General features: G+C 61.3%; 19 protein-coding genes and 1 pseudogene. 2 read left to right on the top strand and 18 right to left on the bottom strand.

The genetic code is table 11. The annotated features are described in order from the left end of the window. Positions 1–35: 35 nt before the first annotated feature. The 9 genes from G9C89_RS15195 to G9C89_RS15155 form a co-directional block, all read right to left on the bottom strand. Entirely contained in the window at positions 36–899 is an 864-nt protein-coding gene (locus G9C89_RS15195; protein WP_256674199.1) for a sulfite exporter TauE/SafE family protein, read from the bottom strand. Between the two features lie 11 nt (positions 900–910). After that, on the bottom strand, positions 911–2,497 hold the full coding sequence (gene ggt / locus G9C89_RS15190; RefSeq protein ID WP_172149425.1) for a gamma-glutamyltransferase: 1,587 nt from the start codon (positions 2,495–2,497) through the stop codon (positions 911–913). A 164-nt stretch (positions 2,498–2,661) separates the two neighbouring features. Next, positions 2,662–3,441 carry an amino acid ABC transporter ATP-binding protein gene (locus G9C89_RS15185; protein WP_172149423.1) on the bottom strand — a complete coding sequence of 260 codons (780 nt, stop codon included), beginning with the start codon at positions 3,439–3,441 and terminating at the stop codon, positions 2,662–2,664. A gap of 1 nt (position 3,442) precedes the next feature. Continuing rightward, positions 3,443–4,210 (bottom strand): amino acid ABC transporter permease, encoded by a 768-nt coding sequence (locus tag G9C89_RS15180; RefSeq protein WP_172149421.1) that lies wholly within the window; start codon positions 4,208–4,210, stop codon positions 3,443–3,445. A gap of 190 nt (positions 4,211–4,400) precedes the next feature. After that, positions 4,401–5,207 (bottom strand): ABC transporter substrate-binding protein, encoded by an 807-nt coding sequence (locus G9C89_RS15175; protein WP_172149419.1) that lies wholly within the window; start codon positions 5,205–5,207, stop codon positions 4,401–4,403. A 64-nt stretch (positions 5,208–5,271) separates the two neighbouring features. Then, positions 5,272–5,940 carry a GntR family transcriptional regulator gene (locus tag G9C89_RS15170; RefSeq protein WP_172149417.1) on the bottom strand — a complete coding sequence of 223 codons (669 nt, stop codon included), beginning with the start codon at positions 5,938–5,940 and terminating at the stop codon, positions 5,272–5,274. Positions 5,941–6,476: 536 nt separating this feature from the next. Beyond that, positions 6,477–7,577 (bottom strand): polyamine ABC transporter substrate-binding protein, encoded by a 1,101-nt coding sequence (locus tag G9C89_RS15165; RefSeq protein ID WP_172149415.1) that lies wholly within the window; start codon positions 7,575–7,577, stop codon positions 6,477–6,479. Positions 7,578–7,618: 41 nt separating this feature from the next. Further along, entirely contained in the window at positions 7,619–8,944 is a 1,326-nt protein-coding gene (locus G9C89_RS15160) for an alginate export family protein (RefSeq protein WP_172149413.1), read from the bottom strand. Positions 8,945–9,067: 123 nt separating this feature from the next. Then, positions 9,068–10,342 (bottom strand): serine hydrolase domain-containing protein, encoded by a 1,275-nt coding sequence (locus tag G9C89_RS15155; protein ID WP_172149411.1) that lies wholly within the window; start codon positions 10,340–10,342, stop codon positions 9,068–9,070. Positions 10,343–10,491: 149 nt separating this feature from the next. Between G9C89_RS15155 and G9C89_RS15150 the strand changes: the two genes are divergently transcribed. Beyond that, positions 10,492–11,112, top strand: a complete 621-nt coding sequence (locus tag G9C89_RS15150; RefSeq protein ID WP_172149409.1) for a TetR/AcrR family transcriptional regulator — start codon at positions 10,492–10,494, stop codon at positions 11,110–11,112. Between the two features lie 117 nt (positions 11,113–11,229). Here the strand turns inward: G9C89_RS15150 and G9C89_RS15145 are convergent, their stop codons facing one another. From G9C89_RS15145 to gabT, 4 genes are all read right to left on the bottom strand, one after another. Further along, positions 11,230–11,934, bottom strand: coding sequence for a methyl-accepting chemotaxis protein (locus tag G9C89_RS15145; protein WP_172149407.1), 705 nt, complete (start codon positions 11,932–11,934; stop codon positions 11,230–11,232). A 428-nt stretch (positions 11,935–12,362) separates the two neighbouring features. After that, positions 12,363–12,851: an Lrp/AsnC family transcriptional regulator gene (locus G9C89_RS15135; RefSeq protein ID WP_172149405.1), complete on the bottom strand. Its 489-nt coding sequence runs from the start codon at positions 12,849–12,851 to the stop codon at positions 12,363–12,365. Between the two features lie 45 nt (positions 12,852–12,896). After that, positions 12,897–13,553 carry an HAD family hydrolase gene (locus tag G9C89_RS15130; protein ID WP_172149403.1) on the bottom strand — a complete coding sequence of 219 codons (657 nt, stop codon included), beginning with the start codon at positions 13,551–13,553 and terminating at the stop codon, positions 12,897–12,899. A 94-nt stretch (positions 13,554–13,647) separates the two neighbouring features. Next, positions 13,648–14,946, bottom strand: coding sequence for a 4-aminobutyrate--2-oxoglutarate transaminase (gene gabT / locus G9C89_RS15125; protein ID WP_172149401.1), 1,299 nt, complete (start codon positions 14,944–14,946; stop codon positions 13,648–13,650). A gap of 272 nt (positions 14,947–15,218) precedes the next feature. On the opposite strand from gabT, the gene G9C89_RS15120 reads away from it, so the two are divergent. After that, a complete protein-coding gene (locus G9C89_RS15120; RefSeq protein WP_172149399.1) occupies positions 15,219–16,145 on the top strand; it encodes a 2-hydroxyacid dehydrogenase in 927 nt (308 codons plus the stop codon). Positions 16,146–16,262: 117 nt separating this feature from the next. Here G9C89_RS15120 and G9C89_RS15115 read toward each other — a convergent pair whose 3' ends face one another. The 5 genes and pseudogenes from G9C89_RS15115 to G9C89_RS25540 all read right to left on the bottom strand — a co-directional run. Next, complete coding sequence (locus G9C89_RS15115; RefSeq protein ID WP_172149397.1) at positions 16,263–17,093, bottom strand: substrate-binding periplasmic protein; 831 nt, start codon at positions 17,091–17,093, stop codon at positions 16,263–16,265. A 355-nt stretch (positions 17,094–17,448) separates the two neighbouring features. Continuing rightward, the gene (locus tag G9C89_RS15110) at positions 17,449–18,528 is read right to left on the bottom strand and encodes a tartrate dehydrogenase (RefSeq protein WP_172149395.1); all 1,080 of its coding nucleotides are present in this window, start codon (positions 18,526–18,528) and stop codon (positions 17,449–17,451) included. 45 nt (positions 18,529–18,573) lie between these two features. After that, entirely contained in the window at positions 18,574–20,031 is a 1,458-nt protein-coding gene (locus tag G9C89_RS15105; RefSeq protein ID WP_172149393.1) for an NAD-dependent succinate-semialdehyde dehydrogenase, read from the bottom strand. A gap of 401 nt (positions 20,032–20,432) precedes the next feature. Beyond that, complete coding sequence (locus tag G9C89_RS25545; RefSeq protein ID WP_390623824.1) at positions 20,433–21,296, bottom strand: methyl-accepting chemotaxis protein; 864 nt, start codon at positions 21,294–21,296, stop codon at positions 20,433–20,435. Further along, positions 21,291–21,485: pseudogene (locus G9C89_RS25540) on the bottom strand (HAMP domain-containing protein); the annotation flags it as partial. The gene G9C89_RS25545 and the pseudogene G9C89_RS25540, both read right to left, overlap by 6 nt. Positions 21,486–22,304 lie beyond the last annotated feature (819 nt).

Here is a 22,304-nt window from a genome sequence, read left to right as displayed (position 1 = left end):
ACTCAGGCTGCCTCGGCAAATTTATTAACGGTCGGTTAGTGTGACAATCCATACAGCATGCGCAGCGCTGTCAGAAACAAGAACAAAGCAAACAGCTGACGCAAACGGCGCGCATCAACTGAGTGGGCCAGTCTGGCACCATAGGGCGCAAGTAGCATGGTCATAGGCACGATGAGTGCCAAACCTGCGAGATTGATATAGCCAACCGTGAAGGGAGGACGATTCACAACATCCACACCATTGATCAGGAAGCCAATAGCACCCGGCAAGCTGATGACCATACCTAACGCCGCACCTGTACCGACCGCCACGTGCATTGGCGTTTTAAAGGCGCTGAGTATCGGCACACTGAGCGTCCCACCACCGATACCCATAAGGGTAGAGATACCGCCTATACCGCTGCCTATCAGCGAGGTCCCAAATGCTCCAGGCAGCGCATCACGCAATAGCAGAGCCTCTTTGCGAAGCCCCATGTTTGCGGCTACCAACAAGGCGATCATGGCGAATAACGTGGTCAGTACTTCGCCGCTAAGCCAGTGACTGGCCACAGCGCCAATGACCACCCCCACCAGCACCGAAGGAATGAGGCGACGCAGCAGGTGCTTATCAAAGCTGCCGCGCTTGCGGTGGGCTCGCGCTGAAATAATCGATGTCGGGATGATGGTCGCCAGGGACGTACCCACTGCGACATGCATGCGTACCTCCGGGTCGACACCGAGCAAGGTGAACAAGTGATAGAGCACCGGGACGATGACGATGCCGCCCCCAACCCCTAGCAAACCCGCGAGAAGACCGGCAACAATACCGGTAATCAGAAGCGCGACCGTCAAGCCCAACAACCAAGGCAAGCTGTATTGCGCGAGAAAATCGCTCAAACCCATCTGCACTAGAAAATCCATGCTGCCGCTCCTCAATAACCCAATGCACAGCCATCTTTGCGGGGGTCAGAGCCACCGGTAAGCGTGCCTTTTTCCCAGTCGATCCAGATCAACTGGCCTCCGCCTAACGGCTCGGTTTGATCGGCAAGTTCGTGGCCATAACGGCTCAGCTCCTCTCGCACCGACGCGGGGATGCCGTTTTCCACATGCAATTTGCCATCGGAATAGAAGGCTCTAGCGGCATCGAGTGCTTCTTGAGGATCGAGACCGAAATCGATGATGCCGGTCAGGACGTGCACCTGCCCCATCGGCTGGTAATCGCCCCCCATCACCCCAAACGGCGCAACTGGACGAGCGTTCTGCATCAGCATGGCTGGCATGATCGTGTGCATCGGCCGCTTGAGGGGCGCAATGCAGTTGGGGTGTTCTGGATCAAGACGGAAGCAGTTAGCGCGATTTTGCAGCATCACTCCGCTCGCTGGGGCCATGACCCCACTACCGAACTCGCTGTAGATGGAGTTGATAAAGCTCACCGCGTTACGCTCATTGTCGACCACGCACAGATAGGTGGTGTCGGAGTGCTCCATGATCGGCTCGGGTAGCGCCTTTGCTACACGCTGCGGGTTGATTAGCTTACGGGCCTGTTCGGCGTAGTGCTCAGAGAGCAACTCCGCTACAGGCACTTGAGCAAACCCGGGATCGGCAATGCGCTGATCACGCTCACGGTAAGCCAGGCGCGCAGCTTCAACTTCCAGATGCAAACGGGCTGCGCTAGTGGCAGAGAGTTGACTCAAGTCGAAGCCGGCGAGGATGTTGAGCATCAACAGCGCGGTCAGCCCCTGATTGTTCGGCGGAACCTGGTAGAGGTCATAGCCGCGGTAATGGGAGTGAATCGGCTCCACGTATTCACCGCAGCAAGTCGCGAAGTCTTCGAGGCTATGCACCCCCCCCAGCCGGCGTAGTTGAGCCACCATATCCTCGGCGACCGCGCCCTGATAGAAACCAGCACGGCCATGCTGGGCAATACGCTGCAATGTACGGCCGAGCTCTGGCTGTCGATGAATGCTGCCGGCCTGCGGTGCCTGCCCGTCGGGCAGCAATATCCGCGCAGCATCTGCAAACTCGGAAAGCCAAGGCATATTATTCGCCCAGTCCCTGGCGACCCTGTCGGCTACGACATAGCCACGCTCTGCATAGCTGATTGCGGCAGACAGCAGTTCACTCATGGGCAGGCGTCCGTGATCCTCGATCAACCGGCACCAGGCATCGACCGCACCGGGCACAGTGACGGCATGCGGTCCACGCTCGGGAATCTCAGTGAACCCGCGCTCGCGATACCACTCCGCTGTTGCCGCGGCCGGTGCACGACCCGAGCCGTTGAACGCCAACACTTTTTCACTGCCACTGGGGCAATAGAGGACAAAGCAGTCGCCACCGATGCCTGTGGCTTGTGGCTCGACCACAGCAAGCACTGCTGATGCGGCGATGGCTGCATCCATGGCATTGCCGCCGCGCTTGAGAATATCGATAGCGGCTTGTGTCGCAAGCGGATGGGATGTGGCCACCATGCCTTCAGTCGCGCGGACAGGTGAGCGGCCAGGGAGTTGCAGATTGCGCATGAACAAGTCTCCGTTCAATTCTTGTAAGGAACAGGTGCTTCAGGGGCGAGATAGAGGCCTCAAGCAATCCTGTTCTGATGCTGCGGTATCCCCATGACAGAGCCTGACTGCCGGCCGCAGGAACGGCAGGGAGGTCGTTACATTTTGGGAGGGGATTTTTTCGGCTAAAGCACGCGACTGAGAAAGGCGCGAGTGCGCGGGTGTTGTGGCTGGCTGAAGATTTGCTCGGGAGTCCCCTGTTCGATCAGTTCTCCCTGGTCGAGTACCACCACCCGATCGGCCACCTCGCGGGCAAAGCCCATTTCGTGGGTGACCACGACCATGGTCATGCCCTCCTCGGCCAGCTCCTTCATCACCTGCAGCACCTCGCCGACGGTTTCCGGGTCAAGCGCGCTGGTGGGCTCGTCGAACAGCATCGCCTGCGGCTTCATCGCCAGGGCACGGGCTATGGCCACACGCTGCTGCTGGCCACCGGACAGTTGCGACGAATAGTGATCGGCCTTGTCGGCCAGGCCGACGCGACCGAGCAGGCGCCGAGCGTCCTCCAGAGCGGCAGCACGGCTGAGGCCGAGCACCTGGATCGGGGCTTCGATGATGTTCTCCAGCGCGGTCATGTGCGGGAACAGGTTGAAGCGCTGGAACACCATGCCGATGTCACGACGCTGCCGGGCAATGTTGCGCTCGGAATCGCGCACCAGTCTGCCATCTGACCGCTCGCGATAGCCCATGGCCCGGCCATTGACGCGTATCCGCCCGGCCTGGATGTCTTCGAGCAGATTGATGCAGCGGATGAAGGTGGTCTTGCCGGAACCGGAGGCACCGATCAACACCACCACTTCGCCGCGCCGCACCTGCAGGGAAATGCCCTTTAGAATCTGCAGTTCACCGAAGGCCTTGTGGATGCCCAGCGCCTCGATGATGGGTTCTTCACTCAGATGTGCCATCTCAACGCCCCCTCAGCAACTTCATGGCCTGCCGACCGAACATCCGGCTGCTGGCCGGTGCATGCTGCTCCGACTGGCTGAATCGGATCTCGAGCCAGCGCTGGAAAAAGCCCCAGAGAGTGGTCAGCAGCAAGAAATAGATGGCCACTACCAGGTACAGCTCGAAGACCCGGAAGGTTGCCGAGGTGACCATCTGCGTGCTCAGCAACAACTCCTGCACGCCAATGACACTGACCAGGGTGGTGTTCTTCAGCATCACGTTGAACTCGTTGCCGATCGGCGGAACGATCACCCGAAAAGCCTGCGGCAGGACGATGCGACGCATCAGCTTGCCGAACGTCATGCCCAGTGAGCGCGACGCCTCGTACTGCCCCTTATCCACCGCACCGATACCCGCGCGGATGATCTCGGCCATGTAGGCCCCTTCGTTGAGACCCAGGGCGATGATTGCCGCCTGGATGTTGCCTGGCAGAATGAACCAGCCCAGGTCAAGATCCTCGAAGCGGAAGATGCCGCCAGCGGCCAGTGCGGTGTATAGAAAGACGATCTGCACCAGCAGCGGCGTGCCACGCATCAGCCATACATAGAATCGCACCGGGTACTGCAGCAGCGGATTGCTCGACAGGCGCATCAGCGCCGCGACTAGCCCGAGTGCGCAGCCCAACGCCATGGACAGTACGCTGATCACACAGGTGAGCCACAGGCCATAGAGGTATACGTCACTGGGTTGCAGCAGGTATTGCCAGAAGATATCCCAACTGAAATTCATCGTTCAGGCCTCAGGGGCTGTGAAAATATCGAGAGCCGACGCGAAGTCGCATCCAAGTGTTCGCGGCAAGGCGCGTTGCTTAAAAAGTGGGGGGAGTTCAGTGAGCTGAATGCCCCCCACTTTTCACCTGGAGCAACACCACCGCAGGCGTTTGCAGACGGCCGCAGTAGGCGAGAGTTTTCACGCGCTCTCAGTCCAGCTTGTCGCTTTCGACATGCCACTTGCGCAGCAGGGCCAGGTAGGTGCCGTCGTCACGCAGGCCTTGCAGCACCTGAGCCACAGCAACGCTGAGCTCGGGGTCGTCCTTGCGGATGCCGATGCCGGTCAGGATGCGGCTGAACGCCGGAACCCCTTCCTGGAACAGATCCGGCGCCATGCTCTGGTAGTAGCCGGCGGTTTCCACGGTGGTGCCATAAGCGTCGGCCTGGCCGATGCGCAATGCCTGGAAAGCATCGGTGTCGGTGTTGTAGACCCCCAGCTTCATCGGCGGCTTGCCGGCCTCGGCCAGCTTGTCGTTCTCGGCATCGAGCAGGGTCTTGATGGTCGAGCCGTTGAGTACTGCGACCTTCAGCCCTGCTAAGTCAGACAACGACTTCACCCCTTTAGGGTTCCCCTTGGGCACCACCACCGATTGGCTGGAGTACATGTAGTTGACGATGTCGATCACTTCACGCCGCTCGGGCTTGTCGAACAGCTGATCGACGATCATGTCGCACTGGCTGGCCAACAGCGCCGGGAGCATCCCGGAAAAGGGCACCACACGCCATTCCACACGCTTATTGCCCAGTTTTTCGGCGATCAGGTTGCCCAGTTCGACGGCCAGGCCAGTGGGCTTCTGCTTGGCATCGAAGAACACCAGCGGTGGCGAGTCCAAGCCCGAACAGTAGGTCAGCTTCTCAGCGTTGTGCAGGCGTTCGGGTAATGTGGGAGTGGCCAGGGCGGCCGGCACGACGAGACCAAGGGCGAAAGCGGCGAGCGTGTTCCTGTAATAAGACATGACGAAACTCCGGTTGCGTTCAGGGACGGGCAGTACTCGAATCGACACAGCAACAGCAGACGGGTCAGGCGCCCGTTTCAAGGAAACGCACCAACTCCGTAACGGTGCCTTCAATGTGCTCACGCACGACGCGCTCGGCCACAGCGGCATCGCCGGCGCGCAGGGCATCAAGAATCACGGTGTGTTCCTGGCGTGCGCTCAGGGGTTTTTCGGCATGCTGCAGCCATAAACGCATGTGCGGTTCTATCACCGAGTAGAGCGCAGTGATCTGGCGCATCAGCCGGGGCCGACCACTGAGGCTGCAGAGGTATTCATGAAAGGCCCGGTGACGGCTGACCCACTCGGCGCTGTCATCGCGGAAGTCGTCCATGTCATCGAGCAGGCGTTCGAGCAGGTTCAGGTGGCGGGGGGTGATCTTCGGCACGGCGACGCGGATGGCCAGCCCTTCCAGCGCACTGCGCATCTCGAACACCTCGTGCATCTCGTCGATGTTCAGGCCGCTGACAATGGCACCGCGGTTGGGCCGCAGGGTCACCAAACCTTCAGCGGCCAGGCGACGAAACGCCTCACGCACCGGCATGCGGCTCATACCGACGTCTTTGGCGATGTCTTCGGCGATCAACCGGTCACCCGTGCAGTACTGGCCCTTGCAGATGGCATCGAGCAGATAGTTGTAGGCCTCTTCTTCGGCTGTCATGGGCGCGCGTTCGGCGTAGGCGGGGATGATTCGCATGTATCGATTGCCTCTATGTATTTTTGTATCCAATTATCCAAATTAAAGCAGAGAGCGTGCCAAACTCGCTCAAAAATTAATCAAGTACTTGTTTTTACTAGCTATTTATTGGAAGAAAGAGCAATTGCACGACGTCGACATGTTGTAACGTGGGCGGGAGCGCCACAAATCAGGGCATGCATGAGAAGGAAACGGTGCGCACAGTTACCCAACGTAACGCCGGGGGGCACCACGCTTGCACTCGCCCCGTGCGCGGACAGCCTTGACTGCCGAGGCGGTGGCGCACATGAAGAGTGGGAGATTTCGCCCGCAGGATCGAGCAGGAGGCGGGACCACCCCGCTAACCTCTCAACCAGCGTATACACGGTTCCATATACGGCGGTTCCTGCCTACGGACAGACAGCATCAGCGAGTTTGTTCTGAGCCGCCAAGTCACCAGTTTGACCAGCACAGCCAAACTGATTGCACTTACGCGCAACGCGCCAAACCTGGCGCATCAATGGAAGGCCCGGCCATTGCGGCCGGGCCTGGCAGGATCACTTACCCGTGCGGATACTGTTCCAGGTGCGCAGGCGCATGCGCTCAACCTTCTGCGGCAGCGACTTGAGCACGAACAGCGACGCTAGCTTGTCTGCTGGTACATACATGTTCGGATTGTCGCGCACGCTGGCATCGACCAGGGCCGTGGCGTCTTTGTTGGCATTTGGGTAACCGATGGCATTGCTGGCCTTGGCGATCACTTCTGGGCGCATCATGTAGTCGAGAAACGCGTGCGCTTCATCACGATTGACTGCGCCTTTGGGAATCGCCATCACATCCGACCACACCGGCGCACCCTCCTTGGGCAGGATCATATCGACCTTGACGCCCTTACCGGCCGCATCGGCCAGACGGGTTGCCAGGGCCACTCCACCCGACCAGCCGATGCCCACACAGATCTCGCCATTGGCCAGGTCCATGCCGTAGCGCGAGGAGTTGAAGTAGTTGACGTACGGACGAATCGTCAGCATCAGTTCCTGGGCCTGGCGATAATCGGCTGCATCGGTGGAGTGCGACGGCAACCCCAGGTAATGCAGCGCGATGGGCAGAATCTCGTTAGCTGCGTCAATGAAGCCCACGCCACACTTGGCCAGTTTTGAGATGTTTTCCTCCTTGAAAATCAGGTCCCAGCTGTCGAGCTTGACGTCCGGGCCAAGGGCCTTGCGCACCATGTCGACGTTGTAGCCGATCAGCGTGGTGCCCCACATGTAGGGCACCGCGTACTGGTTGCCCGGGTCGCCTGTGGTGGCCAGTTCGGCCATGAAGGGCTCATCCAGATGCGGCCAGTTCTTCAGCTTGCTGCGGTCCAGCGGCTCAAAGGTACCGGCCTGGATAAACTTACCCAAGTTAGCAGTACTGGGAAACACCACGTCATAACCCGAATTACCTGTTAGTAATTTGGACTCGAGCATTTCAATACTGTCAAACACATCGTAAATCGGGCGAATACCGGTTTCAGCCTCGAAATCCTTGAGGATCTCGCTAGGCAGGTACTCCAGCCAATTGTAAATCCGCACGGTCCGTTGTTCAGCGAACACCGGGCTACTCATCAGGGTGACGGCGAACGCGACCGTCATGCTACGCACGAAAGAATTCATCTTGGGCTCCTAGGGCACCAGTTGCTACTGGTGCACACATGTCAGTAACGGTAGGTGAAATACATTTCAACAGCGGAGAAATCCTTGTCAGCCAGCAGTTGCTTGGCCGCCGCTTTCGGCTGTACCCAGTTGTAGGAAATCGAGGTGAACAGGCTCGGCGTCGCGGCCCAGTCGAGGTAAATCACGCTCTCGTCGGCAAACCGGCGGTCATTAACCGGGGCACCAAAAAAGTTCTTCTCGTCTAGGGAGAACTGGTGGTGCATGGCACCCAGGGTCAACGTGGGGTGGAGTTGGGTTTTCAATGACCAGGTGTGTACGGTCTCATTGCTGTTGTTCAGCAGGTAGTTGCCGACCACATCGCCGACCAGCCAGGTGCCCCAGTCGACAAAGCCCTTGCTCAGCGCATCCCAGGCCTCGCGCTTGTTGTCGCCCAAGTTTTCGTCACCGGAGAAGTAGGCATAGCGATAACCGAGCACCGGCTGCAGGGGCAGGTCGGAGAAAGCATATTCGGCCTTGGCGTACCAGGCACTGGCGTCGTACTCGACCCCGTCGCCCTCGCCGCCCTGCACTGCATATTCGGCGTTGAGGGTCAGATTGGGCAGACCAGGCAGCTTGGCGTTGAGCGCTCGCAGGTTGTAAACCTCCATGCCTTCACGCGGCATACCGGCATTGGCGGAGCGCTCATCGGAATCGAGTTTCATCGCCATTGCGCCCAGGGTCGCAACATCAGGCAACTCGTAGTCCAGGTTCACACCGGTCATACGATAGTCACCCAAGTGATCGTCGGTGCGCAGGCTGAAGGCCTGCACGGACAGGGCGTCGCGCCCCCAGGCGAGCACGGCGGAGTCACGAAACGCGGTACGCGGGGCCAGCCAGAAGGCACCATCGTCAAGGAAGTCGAGGTTGCCGTCCATGACGATAAAGCCACTACCAATCATGTAATCCTGGCGGCCGGCGGTGAAGCGCCACTCGCCAGCACGGAAGCCCGCATAAGCCTCTTCTACCAATACGCGGCCGTCGGAACTGCGGGTGAAGCCGCCGGCATCGCCGTCGCCGAAGGTGCTAGCTGCCACCACCGAGCCGCTGGCGAGCAGGTCGAAGTCCGGGTTCAGCGCATAGTTGAACTTGACCGCGGGCTTGACATAGGCCTCCTGCCAGTCGGCGCGGGTGCCGGTGTTCTCACCGTTGCGCATGTCGATCCGGCCAACGCCGAAGTTAACGTTGCGCGTTGAGATGTAAGCACCACCAGCCGTGAGGTTAACCTCGCCGGAGAGCTCGCCTTCCTGGAAGGTATAGCCAGCCAGGGCATGCGGACTGCCCAAGGCTAACGCTATGAGCAATGAGGGGGTAAAACGTGCTCGAATCATGGGGTGCTCCTGGATGATTGTTGTTGTGTTACAGGGCAGTTGTAGGGCGACAACCGTCGCCGGCGCAGGGCTGGCAGGCACTCGACCTGCCAGCGATTTTTCTTGTTGTGTCGGCTCGGCTAGTCAGCCAGCGAAGTGGCGGACCAGGGCACGCAAGGCACGCACGTTGTCAGGGTCGAAAACGCTGATGGCTTCCGGCAGCGAGGATTGCTTGACGATCACCACCTCTGCATCACGGTCTACGAACAGGTACTGACCGCTGATACCGCACGCCATCAGGGCCTGGCTATGGTCGTTGAACACGTACCACTGGCTGCGGTATGACGCGCCGGGGGTCCACTCGCTGAACTCCTCGTTGGCCGCGTAGATCGCCGGATCAGCGCCTTGGGCGATGGCGTCGATGGCGCGCGGATCAATCACCTCACGACCCTGGTACTGCCCACGATTGGCCAGCAGCAGGCCGAAGCGCGCGATGTCGCACGCGGTGGCACTGAAACCTGCCCCGGCGACACCGCGGCCCCACGGGTCGGCCATGAAGTAACCGTCGCGCTGGCAACCGATCTGCCCCCATACGCGGGCAAGCAACTCGGGGCAGGCCACCCCGCTGGAGCGCTCCATCACCCAGGCCAGGGCCTCGGTGGTGGCGGTCACGTAGTGGAAAAAACCGCCGTGTTCGCCGCGTTTACGCAACGATGGCAGGTACTGGTAGAGCGAGGCGTACTGGCTGTAAGCCGGGGGTGCCGGCTGGAAGCCGCAGGCGTAACCGAACTGCGAACTCTCCGAGGCCGGATCGTCGTAGCGCTCGGTGTATTCGATGCTCACGGCCATATCCAGCAGTTGGCGCACGGTCGCATCGGCAAAGGCACTACCAGCGAATTCGGGCACGTAGTGGCTGGCCAACAACTCGGGATTCAACACACCGTCGCAAATCAGCTGCTCGGCCAGCACACCGATCAGCGATTTGGTGACCGAGAACATGATGTGACGGTCATTCTGCGTCTGGCCGTTGAAGTAGCGCTCGTACTTCACCTGGCCCCTGTGAAGGACGATAAAGGCATCGGTGTGGCTGGCCAGCAGATGCTCGTCGAGGCGCACGGACAGCCCGCATACGCTCTCGAAGCTGAAACCATCAAGGTCGCAGAGCGCTTGCGGCAGCACATCTGCGGCGCCTGTACCAGCGGCGACGGAGATGCTCGGACGCAGGCGGCCCAGATGACGGAAACCCCACTTATTGAACGGCGGGCTCATCCAGTTGTGCCAAGTCACGCGCTGTGCTTCGGGCGGCGGAAAGCCGGCCATGAAGGTGTCGTGGCGCGGGTCGGCGAGCAGCGCTTCGTGGGCATCGGCGTAGTGTCGGCCCAACTGAAGGGCGGCGGGCGAATTGGGGCTGAGTGTCATAAAGCTTCAATCCTGACAGGTGCTCTGCACGCGGCAGATGTAGCCAAATAATTAACCAACTTAATTATTTAAGTCAATAAAATATTTTCACTACAAAGCGCCAGCCGTTATGCTCCACGCACAACGGCGGCAACCAACAGGGATAAGCAGTGAGCGGTCTTCGGGAACGGCAGAAAGCGATGCGTCGGCAGGCCATCAGCACGGCGGGAGTGGCGCTGTTCGAGCGCCAGGGCTTCCAGAACACCACCATCGAGCAGATTGCCCAGGAAGCAGGCGTGTCCGCGCCAACGGTGTTCAAGTATTTCGGTTCGAAACAGGAAATCCTGCTGGAGATGCTGCAGAAAGGCGACGAACGCGCCTTGAGAGAGGCACGCGAGCACATTGCCGAGATGGATGACCCGCTCGATGCCCTGTGCTACCTGGAAAAGGTCCTGGTGGACCAGGCCCTGGCCATGCTGCCTGCACCAATCTGGCGCGAGCTGCTGCTGCACGTGCTTGGCGGCGGGCACAACGGCCTGCCCGACAGCTATCGGCGCATGAATGACGCCCTCCGCGGGGAGATTGCCGGACTGCTGCGCGATCTGCAGGCCGCGGGCAAGCTGCGCGCCGACCTGGATGTCGACCTCGCCGCGTTCCTGCTCAACGATTACTCGCATCTGCAGATGCTGCGCCTGACCAGCAGCGATCCGCTCGACCTCGAGACTCACCGCAAGCTGGTGCGCCAGACCTCCGGGCTGATCCTCTACGGCATGGCCGCGCACAAGGCATAGCGAGGGGCACTGGCAACCGCCCTGTCTCGGCGCTCCCTTTCCTGGTCAAGGCCGCCAAACGTTGCGCCTCAACGCCACTATCGCGGCTGCAGCCGCGATAGTGGCCGGTCAATCGCCCTAGGCGCGAAACCGCGCCAGCAACTGCCCCTGAACCATCACCCGCTCCCCGACTGCCCGCGTATCGTCCGCCGCGGCACGGGCATGCTCGGTGAGCTCGTCGCTGACCAGCCGGATGCGCTCCACCGCGGTATTGATCTCCTCGGCCACCGCGCTTTGCTCCTCAGCGGCGCTGGCGATCTGGCCGTTCATCCGGGCAATTTCAATCACCCCACTGCCCACCCCGTACAGAGACTCGACCAGCTCGGCGAACAGCCGTCCAGTCTCGCTAACCTGGTGCTGGTTGATCGCCATCGACTGCACCACCGATTGGGTATCGCCCTGCAGCGCCTCGATGATGCTGCGAATCTCCTGGATCGAGTCCTGGGTGCGCTGGGCCAGGCTGCGCACCTCATCGGCCACCACGGCAAAACCGCGCCCCTGCTCACCTGCACGTGCCGCTTCAATGGCCGCATTGAGCGCCAGCAGGTTGGTCTGCTCGGCGATGTCGCGGATCAAGCTGAGCACCACGCCTATGCGCTCGCTCTTGAGCGACAGGCTGCCGACCTGCTGGTTGGTCGCCGCCAGCTCCTCACCCTGCCGCGCGACGATCGCCGTGGTGCGCTCAATCAGCTCGGTGCCGTCTTCGATAGTTCTGAGAATGCTGTCGGTGGCCAGGGACGCAGACACCGTGTCGCGCGCGATCTCGTGGGCGGACAGGCTCATCTGCTGCATCGCGGTGGCAACCTGATCAGTGTCTCCACGTTGACGTTCCATGGCATTGAGATTGGCCCGTGCACCGGCAGCGGATCGAACCGCTGCCGCGCTGAGCGTCTCCATCGAAGCCTTGACGCTGGCGATGATCGGCTGCAATACGTCGCCCCTGGGTCACCTACTGGGTGCCGGCAGGCCTTCTTTGCACAGACTCAGGCGGGGTATTCAACGCTGCCGACTAAACATGTAAGTGGCCGAGTTGTCGCGTCAAGAAGGCATCTGCCAAGCCACCCTGCATGCTTGGCGCACCAAACTCAAAGAAGGAGGCGCGGTAGTGCCCTGAGACAAAAAAAATGCCAATAACTGGCCGGCTGAAGCCAAGGCAAAAACTGCTGCGGTTCTGGTGACGTGCTTTACCCTATTGAATGTGCGAGTACAGATCAATGACGCAACAGTTTGCGCAGCGGGATCCCATCTTTCAGCACAGGCGACTTGATGACGATGTAACTGAAGTACTTGGAAATGCCAATGTTCTTGTCCAGCAGGCCTTCCATCACCGCCTGATAATGCTGGATGCTGCTAGTCATGAAGCGCACCAGATAATCGTAGCCGCCGCTGATCAAGTGGCACTCGAGCACCTCATCGACCAAGCGGATATTGGACTCGAATTTGGCGAAGTCTTCGCGTTTGTGGTCGTGGAGGGTGATCTCGGTGAATACCGTCACCGAGTCGGTGATCTTGGCCAGATTGAGGTGGGCCTTATAGCCGGAAATATAGCCGGCCGATTCGAGCCGCTTGACCCGTTGCAGGCAGGGGCTGGCCGATAGGCCGACCGCATCGGCCAGTTTGACGTTGGTGATGCGACCGTCTTTCTGCAATTCGACCAGAATATTGATGTCGATTCGGTCCAGCTTGACTAAACCTTCCATTGCGTACCTCTCGATCGCTATTTTTAGGCAGTCTTTCTAGCAAAGTCAGCGCCGCAAAGACAGCTGATGCTGAGCGACCAGATCGGCCATGCTGTTTATGTAATAGTCCGCCGGACACTGCTGAGTATAGTGGCCATGGCCACGATTTATCAGGCACAACCCCGCCGATGCGGGTGACTCGGCGGGGTACCTCGACACCTGCAGAATATCCTCGGCCTTGAGCTCGTTGGCGAGCAACCAGGCGCGGTCCTCCAATGGCTTGCTGGCCGGGGAGAGTAAATCCTCGGGCATGATTCCCAGTCGCTCGCAGAGCGATTCGCGATCCTCGGCATCGCGGTCCCCATGCACCAGCAGCCGATAGAACTTGTGCAGATACAGCATGGCACCGGGCGCGTCTTCGAACAGCGACCAGTTGCGTACCGAACGGGCGAACGTCATCCCCTCCTCCCAGCTGACCTTGAGCCCCAGGCGCTCGGCCAATTGGCGATGGGCGAAGCACAGCAAGCCACTGAAGCCCAGCTCGGAGAAGCGCGGATAGAGTGCGCGCACCGCCTCGTTGAACTCGCTCAGTACCTCTTCCCGTCCCAACACGCCGGGACGGTTTTCAAGCAACGGCTGCAAGGCCGTCCAGATGCCGGAGTCGCGATCGACCAGGACTTCATCGCAATCGATCAGCAGCGCACGGTAATCAGTCAGGTCCATGGTATGTAGCCTCCTCGGATGCACTTCATCAATCCATGCTCCAAAAACCTCCTCGATCGGCGCACCATTAACGCGCGCAGATCGAGGGTTTAGTTCAACTCAATACGCGCGCCAGGGCCGCCTCGAGAATATCCAGGGCTTCGTCGATCTGCGCTTCTTCGGCGACCAGAGGCGCGAGGAAACGCAGCACGTTGCGGTACACGCCACATTTGATCACCAGCAGGCCGCCGTTACGAGCCTCATCGATGAGCTTCTGGTTGAGTTCGGCATCCGGGCTGCGGGCAGCATCGTCCTTGACCAGCTCGATCGCCAGCATAAGGCCGGTGCCGCGTACATCACCGATCTGCTGCGGGTAGCGCGCCTGCAGGCGCTGCAGGCCCTGACGCAGACGTTCGCCCAGCTTGTCGCCGCGTGCCAGCAGCTGTTCCTGCTCGTAGGTCTCGATCACCGCCAACGCCGCCGCGCAAGCCAGCGCGTTACCGCCGTAGGTACCGCCGAGACCACCGGGGGCCGGCGCATCCATGATTTCCGCACGACCAACCACGCCCGAGATCGGCAAGCCAGCGGCGAGGCTCTTGGCCACGGTGACCAGATCCGGCTGAATCCCCGCGTTCTGGAAACCGAACCATTTGCCGGTGCGGCCGAAGCCGGTCTGCACTTCATCGAGGATCAAGACGATGCCATGTTGTTCGGTCAGCGCCCGCAGCGCGCGGAGAAACTCGACTGGCGCCGAGAGAAAACCGCCGTCGCCCTGTACCGGCTCGATAATGATCGCGGCTACGCGATCCGGCGAGACCTGGGTGGCGAACAACTCGTTGAGGGCCTGCAGCGCCATCTCGCTGGTGAAACCACGATAGGCATTCGGATACGGCGTATGGAACACCTCGGGCGCCATGCCGAAGTTCTGCTTATAGGGCTGGCTCATGCCGGTCAGGGTCGTACCGAGCAGGGTACGGCCATGGAAACCACCACGGAAGGAGATCACTGCCGGGCGCTTGGTATGGGCGCGGGCAATCTTCACCGCATTCTCCACAGCCTCTGCACCCGAGGTGAACAGTGCCGCCTTATGCGCAATGCCACTGGAGCCAGCGACCAACTCGCACAAGCGTTGTACCAGATCGAGATAGGGCTGATAGGCCACTACCTGGAAGCAGGCGTGGGTGACCTTCTGCATCTGCGCCTGCACCGCCGCGACCACCTTCGGATGATTGTGGCCGATGTTCATCACACCGATACCGCCGACGAAGTCCAGGTAACGCCTGCCGTCCACATCCCACAGTTCGGCACCCTGGGCGCGGTCGACGACCAGCGGATGGGCAGTGACCAAGCCACGTGGCACGAACTGATCACGCTGCTGGAGCAGATAAGGGGTTTCTTCGACTTTGCTGTTCATGGCATCTCCCATAAGTGAGCCCGGCAACCGGGAGGCGGCTGCGATGAGCTTCAGGTTAAGCCTTCGCCACAACGCTCTACGCCGAACTTGGCCCCTGAGAAATTCGGATCGACTGTTTTCACCCCGGCAAACGGCAGAATCCTTCAGTACATGGAATCTGTCGAAATTCGTTCCATATAGCCCGACGCAATGCGTTTGCCGCGGCTCTTACGATATTTACTGCTCTGCCACTCGGGCATTCTGGCTATTTCCGTTTATAGGAGAAAATACCCATGGCCCTGCTCTATAAAGCCGACCCGGTGCGCGGCGAACAATGGAAAGTGCTGTTCGCCGAACAGGCCCCGGATATCGAATGGCGCGCCTGGCCGGATATCGGCGACCCGCGGGATATTCACTATCTGGCGGCCTGGCAGGCGCCGGACGATCTCGAGACACTGCTGCCGAACCTGCAGGTGCTGTTCGCCTTGTCGGCAGGGGTCGACCAGCTCGACCTCGGCCGCTTGCCGGCGAGCATGCCGGTGGTCCGTTTGCTCGATCCGGGCATCACCCAGGGCATGTGCGAATACGCCAGCTTCGCCGTACTCGCCCTGCACCGGGACATGCTCCGCTACCGTCAGCAGCAGACTGAAAGACGCTGGCAAGCGCACCGCCTGGTGCCCGCGCAGAAACGCCGGGTCGGCGTTCTCGGCCTCGGCCTGCAAGCCCGGCAGATACTCGCCAGCTTGCAACCCTATGGCTTTGCCCTGTCGGGCTGGGCGCGCAGCCAACACCGCATACCCGGGGTCGATTGTTTTGCCGGCGCCGAGCAGCTGCCGGCTTTCCTCGGCCAGTGCGACATTCTGCTGTGCGTCCTGCCGCTGACCGAGCAAACCCAAGGGATTCTCGACCGTCAGCTGTTCCAGCACCTGCCCAAAGGCGCCGCGCTGGTCAATATGGGTCGCGGCGGCCACCTGGTGGAAGAAGACTTGCTCGACGCTCTGGCCAGCGGCCAGCTCAGCGCCGCAGTGCTCGACGTACTGCAACAAGAACCTGCCGCGCCGGACCAACCCTTCTGGCACCACCCGCAGATTCTGCTGACGCCGCATATCGCCGCGATGACCCAACCGGAAAGCGCATTTGGTGTGCTGCTGGAGAATATCCGCCGGCATCAACGCGGCGAGCCCATGCTCGGCCAGATTGATCGCAAGCAGGGTTACTAGCAGGTTCTTCGCATTCGACGCCTGCTAGATGCCGTCAGTGTGTAGGGTGCGCCGTGCGCACCATTGACAAGTGGGTGCCTGGTGCGCGCAGCGCACCCTACGAGCTGAGACAGCCTGCTATATCCCCTCGGTTTGGGAGAACAAGGGGTTGAACAGATCGTAGCGCTTTGCCAGGCGGATGATGCTGCCTTCACGCTCCAGATCGGCCAGGATGGCGTCGAGGCGTTGCTTGAAATCGTCCTTGTAGGGATAAGCCGACGGGTTGACCCGGGTATAACCGAGATGCCCCTCCTCACCGGAGAGCCAGGGCCCTTCGACTATCCAATCCAGAGCCTTTTCCCCAAAGACGCCGTCGCGCTGCATCCGTTCCAGTTCCCAGAGGACGGCACGGCGGTCATTGATATAGGCATCCAGTCGCCCGCGGTAGAGCATGGCCAGGTTGGTGCGGTTGTCCTTGCCATAGATCTGCCGCAGTTCGCCTCTGGCCAGCATGAGCTGGTAGTTCTGGTCGAGGATATTGATAAAGCCCCGGTTCTGGCCGATGCGCAGGCCGCCATAGGCGTGCGGAAATCGCCCGTCCGGGAGTGTTCGAGCCACCTCGGCGCGCACGAAGACCACCAGCTTCTCCCGCAATATCGGCCGCGAGTAGTCCATCCACGGCCGCTCGCCGGGCCGGTAGTAAGGCGGGTAGAGGGCCAAGGCTCGGCCCTTGGCCAACTCCGCCAGGCCGCGCGCCCAGGGCATGGGGCGAATGTGCACGCGATACTCCGGCATGCGGGCAAAGGCAGCGCGCAGAATATCGTGGTAAAGGCCCTTGGCTTGGTCTCCCTCGGCATAGCTGTATGGCGGGTAGCCGGCATCGCAGAGGATGGTCACGTCGATAGGCGGGCTCGCCCGGCTCACGGTGTGCAAGGCACAAGCCAGTAGCCCAACCAGCAATATATGCATACGCAGCCTCTTATCAAACAAAAAATAACTAATTGTTTTATATATAGAAATTTAATCTGCACAAAGACCTGTAGGAGCGGGCCATGCCCGCGAAACACATCGCGGGCATGGCCCGCTCCTACAGGTACCCACAAGCCGATAGACGCAATTGCCCCCAGTTTGCTGCGCGACAGCGCGGCGTCGAAGACGGCGAGCGGCCCCTTACATGACGCGGCTAAAATCGGCTGCTACCGGACTCGGGGCAGCATCAGACCCATGCCCGATTAAGGCGCAAAAAAAAGCCCGCAGTGTGAGCGGGCTAAAGGGTGACGCACACTATTCTGGAGGCTTGCGTCGGTCCGCCGTGAATGCGCGACTAAAGCGCCGCGGCGATCGCCTTGCCGACGTCCTGGGTCGAGCCTTGGCCGCCGAGATCGGGCGTGATCGGCCCTTGGGCGATGATCTGCTCGATGGCCTTGAGAATCCCGTCGTGAGCGGCGCGGTAACGCTCATCGCCATTGCCGAGGAAATCCAGCATCAAGGCACCGGACCAGATCATGGCGATAGGGTTGGCGATGTTGCGCCCGTAGATATCCGGGGCCGAACCGTGCACCGGTTCGAACAGCGACGGGAAGCGTCGCTCGGGGTCGAGGTTGGCCGAAGGCGCGATGCCGATGGTGCCGGCGCAGGCCGGGCCCAGATCGGAAAGGATGTCGCCGAACAGGTTCGACGCCACCACCACATCGAAGCGATCCGGCTGCAACACGAAGCGCGCACAGAGAATGTCGATATGCTGCTTGTCCCAGGTGATCTCCGGGTACTGCTCGGCCATCAGCGCGGTGCGCTCGTCCCAGTAAGGCATGCTGATCGAGATGCCGTTGGACTTGGTCGCCGCGGTCAAACGCTTGCGCGGTCGGGTCTGCGCTAGGTCGAAGGCGTACTTGAGAATCCGATCCACGCCTCGGCGGGTGAACACCGACTCCTGCAGTACGAACTCGTGTTCGCTGCCTTCGAACATCTTGCCGCCCACCGAGGAGTATTCGCCTTCGGTATTTTCGCGGATCACCACGAAGTCAATATCGCCAGGTTCGCGTCCGGCCAGGGGGCAGGGCACGCCGGGGAACAAGCGCACCGGGCGGATATTCACATACTGATCGAAGTCGCGGCGGAACTTGAGCAGCGAGCCCCACAGGGAAATATGGTCCGGCACCTTGTCCGGCCAGCCCACGGCGCCGAAGTAGATGGCATCGAAGCCTTTCAGCTGTTCGAACCAGTCGGCGGGCATCATCTGCCCGTGTTCGAGGTAGTAATCGCAGTGCGCCCAATCGAGCACTTCGATGCTCAGGTCCAGGTCCCACTTGCGTGCCGCCTGCTCCAGCACCCGCAGCCCCTCGGGCAGCACTTCCTTGCCGATGCCGTCGCCAGCGATAGCGGCGATTTTGAATGTCTTGCTCATGTCGTCACCTTGTCGAATTCGCGTCAATCAGGCCGGTTCGAAAACCTAGAGCCCGCCGATATGGAAGGCCTTGACTTCCAGGTACTCGTCCAGGCCGTACTTGGAGCCCTCGCGGCCCAGGCCGGACTGCTTCATACCGCCGAACGGCGCGACCTCCATGGAGATGAGCCCGGTATTGAGGCCGACCATGCCGAACTCCAGTGCCTCGCCGAAACGCCAAGAGCGGCGCAGATCCTGGGTGAAAAAGTACGCGGCCAAGCCATAGGGCGTGGCATTGGCCAGGGCCAGCGCTTCGGCCTCGTCGGTGAAACGCATCAAGGGCGCCACCGGGCCGAAGGTTTCCTCGTTGGCCAACAGCATGCCGGCATGCGCCTCGCCGAGTACCGTCGGCTGGACGAACTGGCTGTCGCACGCGGGGATGCCGCCGCAGAGCAAACGCCCCCCTTTACTCAGGGCATCGTCGATATGCCGGGCGACCTTGCTCACCGCCGCCGCATTGATCAGCGGGCCGATGGTCACGCCCTCCTCCAGGCCATTACCGATCTTGAGCTTGCCCACTTCCTCCACCAGGCGCTGGGCGAAGCGCTCGTAGATGCCCTCTTGCACCAGGATCCGATTGGCGCAGACGCAGGTCTGTCCGGCGTTGCGGAACTTGCTCTGCATGACCCCGGCCACCGCCTGCTCCAGGTCGGCATCGTCGAACACGATAAAGGGCGCGTTGCCGCCCAATTCGAGGCTGAGGCGCTTGATCTGATCGGCGCTCTGGCGCATCAGCAAGCTGCCCACAGCGGTCGAGCCGGTGAAGGAAATCTTGCGCACGGTCGGGTTGCCGGTCAGTTCCTCGCCGATCCCGGCCGGCATGCCGGTGACTACGTTGAACACCCCGGCAGGAATGCCGACCCGCTCGGCCAGCACGGCCAGTGCCAACGCCGACAGCGGCGTCAGGTCCGAAGGCTTGACGATCACCGGGCAGCCGGCCGCCAGAGCCGGCGCGCACTTGCGGGTGATCATCGCGTTGGGGAAATTCCACGGAGTGATGGCGGCGCAGACCCCGACCGGCTGTTTCAGGGTCAGCAGGCGGCGGTCGCCACTGGGCGCCGGAATGGTTTCGCCGTAAATCCGACGGGCCTCCTCGGCGAACCATTTGACGAAGCTGGCGCCGTAGCGGATTTCGCCCTGGGCTTCATGGAGCGGCTTGCCCTGCTCGCAGGTCATGATCAAGGCCAGATCGTCGAGATTATCGAGCATGGCCTGATACCAACGCTCCAGCAGCGCAGCACGTTCTGCCGCAGGACGCGCACGCCAGGCCGGCCAGGCGCGTTCGGCGGCTTCGATGGCGCGGCGGGTTTCGCCGCCTTGCAGAGCCGGCACCCGGGCCAGGCACTCGCCGTTGGCGGGGTCGACGACATCCAGGGTGGCTGCGTTATCGGCAGCGATCCACTGGCCATCGATGTAGGCGAGTTCTACCAGCAGGCTGGGGTCTTTCAAACGATTCTTGAGCATGGTCGAGTCCTGTTCCGAGACAGCTTCCAGTCTATGCAGAGGCTACAGACGAGGATGCTGAAAGCGCTCGTCCAGCAGCGCTGGATGCTGAATATCGCCCGGCGACGGCAGGCTCTACTGGGTGTGCGGGTTGTTGACGGGAGCGCAGCCCCGGGAGGGGCTGCTAGTGTCGCGACACTAATAAGATGTCGCTTCTGTGGGAGCGGCCGGGCGGCGTTCCGCTTTAGCCGCGACTGGACTGGCACATTCTCGCGGCTAAAGCCCCTCCCACAGGTATCCACAAGCCGACAGATACGCTATGTCCATCCGGTTTGCTGCGCGACAGCGCGACGTCTGGATGACGGGGGATCTCCCACCAGACTGCGGCGGGCTCAACATTTAATGGCCTGCTAGTACCGCGGTCAGACGCTGAAGTGCTTGATCATCCCGCTCAGCTCGTTGGCCAGGCCGGCGAGTTCCAGGCTCGAGGTTCGGGTCTGGTGGGCCCCGGTCGTGGTCTGCACGGAAACATCGCGGATATTCAGCAGGTTACTGTCCACCTCGCGGGCCACGTAGGATTGCTCTTCGGTGGCGCTGGCAATGCTCAGGTTGCGTTCGTTGATCTGGGCAATCGCCTCGACGATGGCAGTCAATGCAGTACCCGCCGCGCGCGCCAGTTCCAGGGTGTCCTGGGTTTTCTCATTGCTACTGTGCATGGAACGCAGAGCGCCCTGACTGCTCTGCTGCACCGAACCGATGATGGTCTCGATCTGTTTGGTGGATTCCTGGGTTCTTTGTGCCAAGGCCCGCACCTCGTCCGCCACCACGGCGAAACCGCGCCCGCTTTCGCCCGCCCGGGCGGCCTCGATCGCGGCGTTCAAGGCCAACAGATTGGTTTGTTCGGCAATCCCGCGAATTACGTCCAGCACCGAGCCGATACCGCCTATCTGGCCCGCCAGGGCTTGCAGGGCATCGGCGGTATGCGCCATGTCGCCGGTCAGCGATTCGATGGCGCCGACCGTGCGGGTGACGCTGCCCTGACCCTGACGGGCGCAACGGTCGGCAGCCTGGGACACCTCCGAGGCCGAGGCGGCATTGCGCGCCACCTCTTCGATCGCGGTGGTCAGCTCGGTAACGGCGGTCACGGCCTGATCGAGTTCCCCGCTCTGCCGCTGCAAACCGCGACTGGTGTCCTCGGTCACCGCGCTCAATGCCTCGGAAGTCGAGTTGAGCTGCTCGGCGGAATTCACAACCTGGGTGACGGTGCCGCGCAGATCCGCTTGCATGCGCTGCAGTGCCTGCAGCAGACGCGCCGCTTCATCCATACCGGCGGCATCAAGCGTCTGCGTCAGGTCGCCCTTGGCGATCCGCTCGGCCGCGGCCATGGCCATGGCCAACTGTTTCAGCAAGCGCAGGACGATCAGCGTCGCCAGCGTGCCGCCGACCAGCAGCAGCGCCAGCAGGCCGGCGGACATCAGCAGCAGATGCTGCCGGTGCCGGTCGCGCCGCTCGCCCAGCCGCTCCTCGAGCAGCGCCAATGCCGAGTCGCCAAGCGCCTGCATGGCGTCGATCGGCCGATCATAAGCGGCCAGGTAGTCCGCGACCGGGTACGCCACCTTCAAGCCGGCACCGCCGCCGGAAAAATCCATCTCGATGACCGCGACCAGATGCTGATCGGTCAATGTCAGGGCCTGCCGGATCTGCTGGCGCAGCGCCGCCAGCGGTTCCTCCAGCATGGCGGCGATCGCCGGGTCGGCGGCAGCGGCCTTGGCGAAGGCCCGGCCCATCCTGTCGAAACTGGCGAGCGCCTGGGCGGTCAGCCCCATCAAGGCACCCTGTTGCTCCGGCAGAATTCGCCCCTGCACCAGATACAGGGCACCGAAGCCGCGCAATTGGTTGAACAGCTCGGCGGTTTGCGGCATCTCGATCAGCGCCGCGTTCATCAGCGAATAGGTTTCCAGAAGCGGATCCAGGGACAGCTCGAAATGATCGAGCAAGGCATCCTCGATCAGCAGGCTGGACGCGATCAGTTGCGTATGCCGTTGCATGCTCGGCCTAGCCTTGATGCTGCCCTGGCCGATCTCTTCGGACAGGGCTTGCCATTGCTCGCGCACCTGCTGCAAAGCGGTCAATAGATCCGCGTCGACCTCGGCCGTGCGCAGCGTCTGCTCGCTCGCCTCGAAGCTACGCTGCAACTCGGCCTGCTTGGCCAGGCGGGCCTGCTGCAGACTGCTGTCGCCGCCGAGAACGGTGGTGGCCAGATTTTGATGCTGCTGGGTCAGCGCGACCAGGTG

The organism is Pseudomonas tumuqii (genome assembly GCF_013184545.1).
Classification (GTDB): Bacteria; Pseudomonadota; Gammaproteobacteria; order Pseudomonadales; family Pseudomonadaceae; genus Aquipseudomonas; species Aquipseudomonas tumuqii.
Note: the sequence above shows the minus strand (reverse complement) of the source record. Positions and strands in the feature narration are given on the sequence as shown.

Bases quoted from the DNA above. Each gene is read 5' to 3' on its own strand.
- G9C89_RS15115 (WP_172149397.1), bottom strand. From the start codon at position 17,093: ATGCATATATTGCTGGTTGGGCTACTGGCTTGTGCCTTGCACACCGTG.
- G9C89_RS15155 (WP_172149411.1), bottom strand. From the start codon at position 10,342: ATGACACTCAGCCCCAATTCGCCCGCCGCCCTTCAGTTGGGCCGACAC.
- ggt (WP_172149425.1), bottom strand. From the start codon at position 2,497: ATGCGCAATCTGCAACTCCCTGGCCGCTCACCTGTCCGCGCGACTGAA.
- G9C89_RS15175 (WP_172149419.1), bottom strand. From the start codon at position 5,207: ATGTCTTATTACAGGAACACGCTCGCCGCTTTCGCCCTTGGTCTCGTC.
- G9C89_RS15185 (WP_172149423.1), bottom strand. From the start codon at position 3,441: ATGGCACATCTGAGTGAAGAACCCATCATCGAGGCGCTGGGCATCCAC.
- G9C89_RS15165 (WP_172149415.1), bottom strand. From the start codon at position 7,577: ATGAATTCTTTCGTGCGTAGCATGACGGTCGCGTTCGCCGTCACCCTG.
- G9C89_RS15105 (WP_172149393.1), bottom strand. From the start codon at position 20,031: ATGCTCAAGAATCGTTTGAAAGACCCCAGCCTGCTGGTAGAACTCGCC.
- gabT (WP_172149401.1), bottom strand. From the start codon at position 14,946: ATGAACAGCAAAGTCGAAGAAACCCCTTATCTGCTCCAGCAGCGTGAT.
- G9C89_RS15145 (WP_172149407.1), bottom strand. From the start codon at position 11,934: ATGAGCCTGTCCGCCCACGAGATCGCGCGCGACACGGTGTCTGCGTCC.
- G9C89_RS15170 (WP_172149417.1), bottom strand. From the start codon at position 5,940: ATGCGAATCATCCCCGCCTACGCCGAACGCGCGCCCATGACAGCCGAA.
- G9C89_RS15130 (WP_172149403.1), bottom strand. From the start codon at position 13,553: ATGGACCTGACTGATTACCGTGCGCTGCTGATCGATTGCGATGAAGTC.
- G9C89_RS15160 (WP_172149413.1), bottom strand. From the start codon at position 8,944: ATGATTCGAGCACGTTTTACCCCCTCATTGCTCATAGCGTTAGCCTTG.
- G9C89_RS15110 (WP_172149395.1), bottom strand. From the start codon at position 18,528: ATGAGCAAGACATTCAAAATCGCCGCTATCGCTGGCGACGGCATCGGC.
- G9C89_RS15120 (WP_172149399.1), top strand. From the start codon at position 15,219: ATGGCCCTGCTCTATAAAGCCGACCCGGTGCGCGGCGAACAATGGAAA.
- G9C89_RS15180 (WP_172149421.1), bottom strand. From the start codon at position 4,210: ATGAATTTCAGTTGGGATATCTTCTGGCAATACCTGCTGCAACCCAGT.
- G9C89_RS15135 (WP_172149405.1), bottom strand. From the start codon at position 12,851: ATGGAAGGTTTAGTCAAGCTGGACCGAATCGACATCAATATTCTGGTC.
- G9C89_RS15195 (WP_256674199.1), bottom strand. From the start codon at position 899: ATGGATTTTCTAGTGCAGATGGGTTTGAGCGATTTTCTCGCGCAATAC.
- G9C89_RS25545 (WP_390623824.1), bottom strand. From the start codon at position 21,296: ATGCAAGCGGATCTGCGCGGCACCGTCACCCAGGTTGTGAATTCCGCC.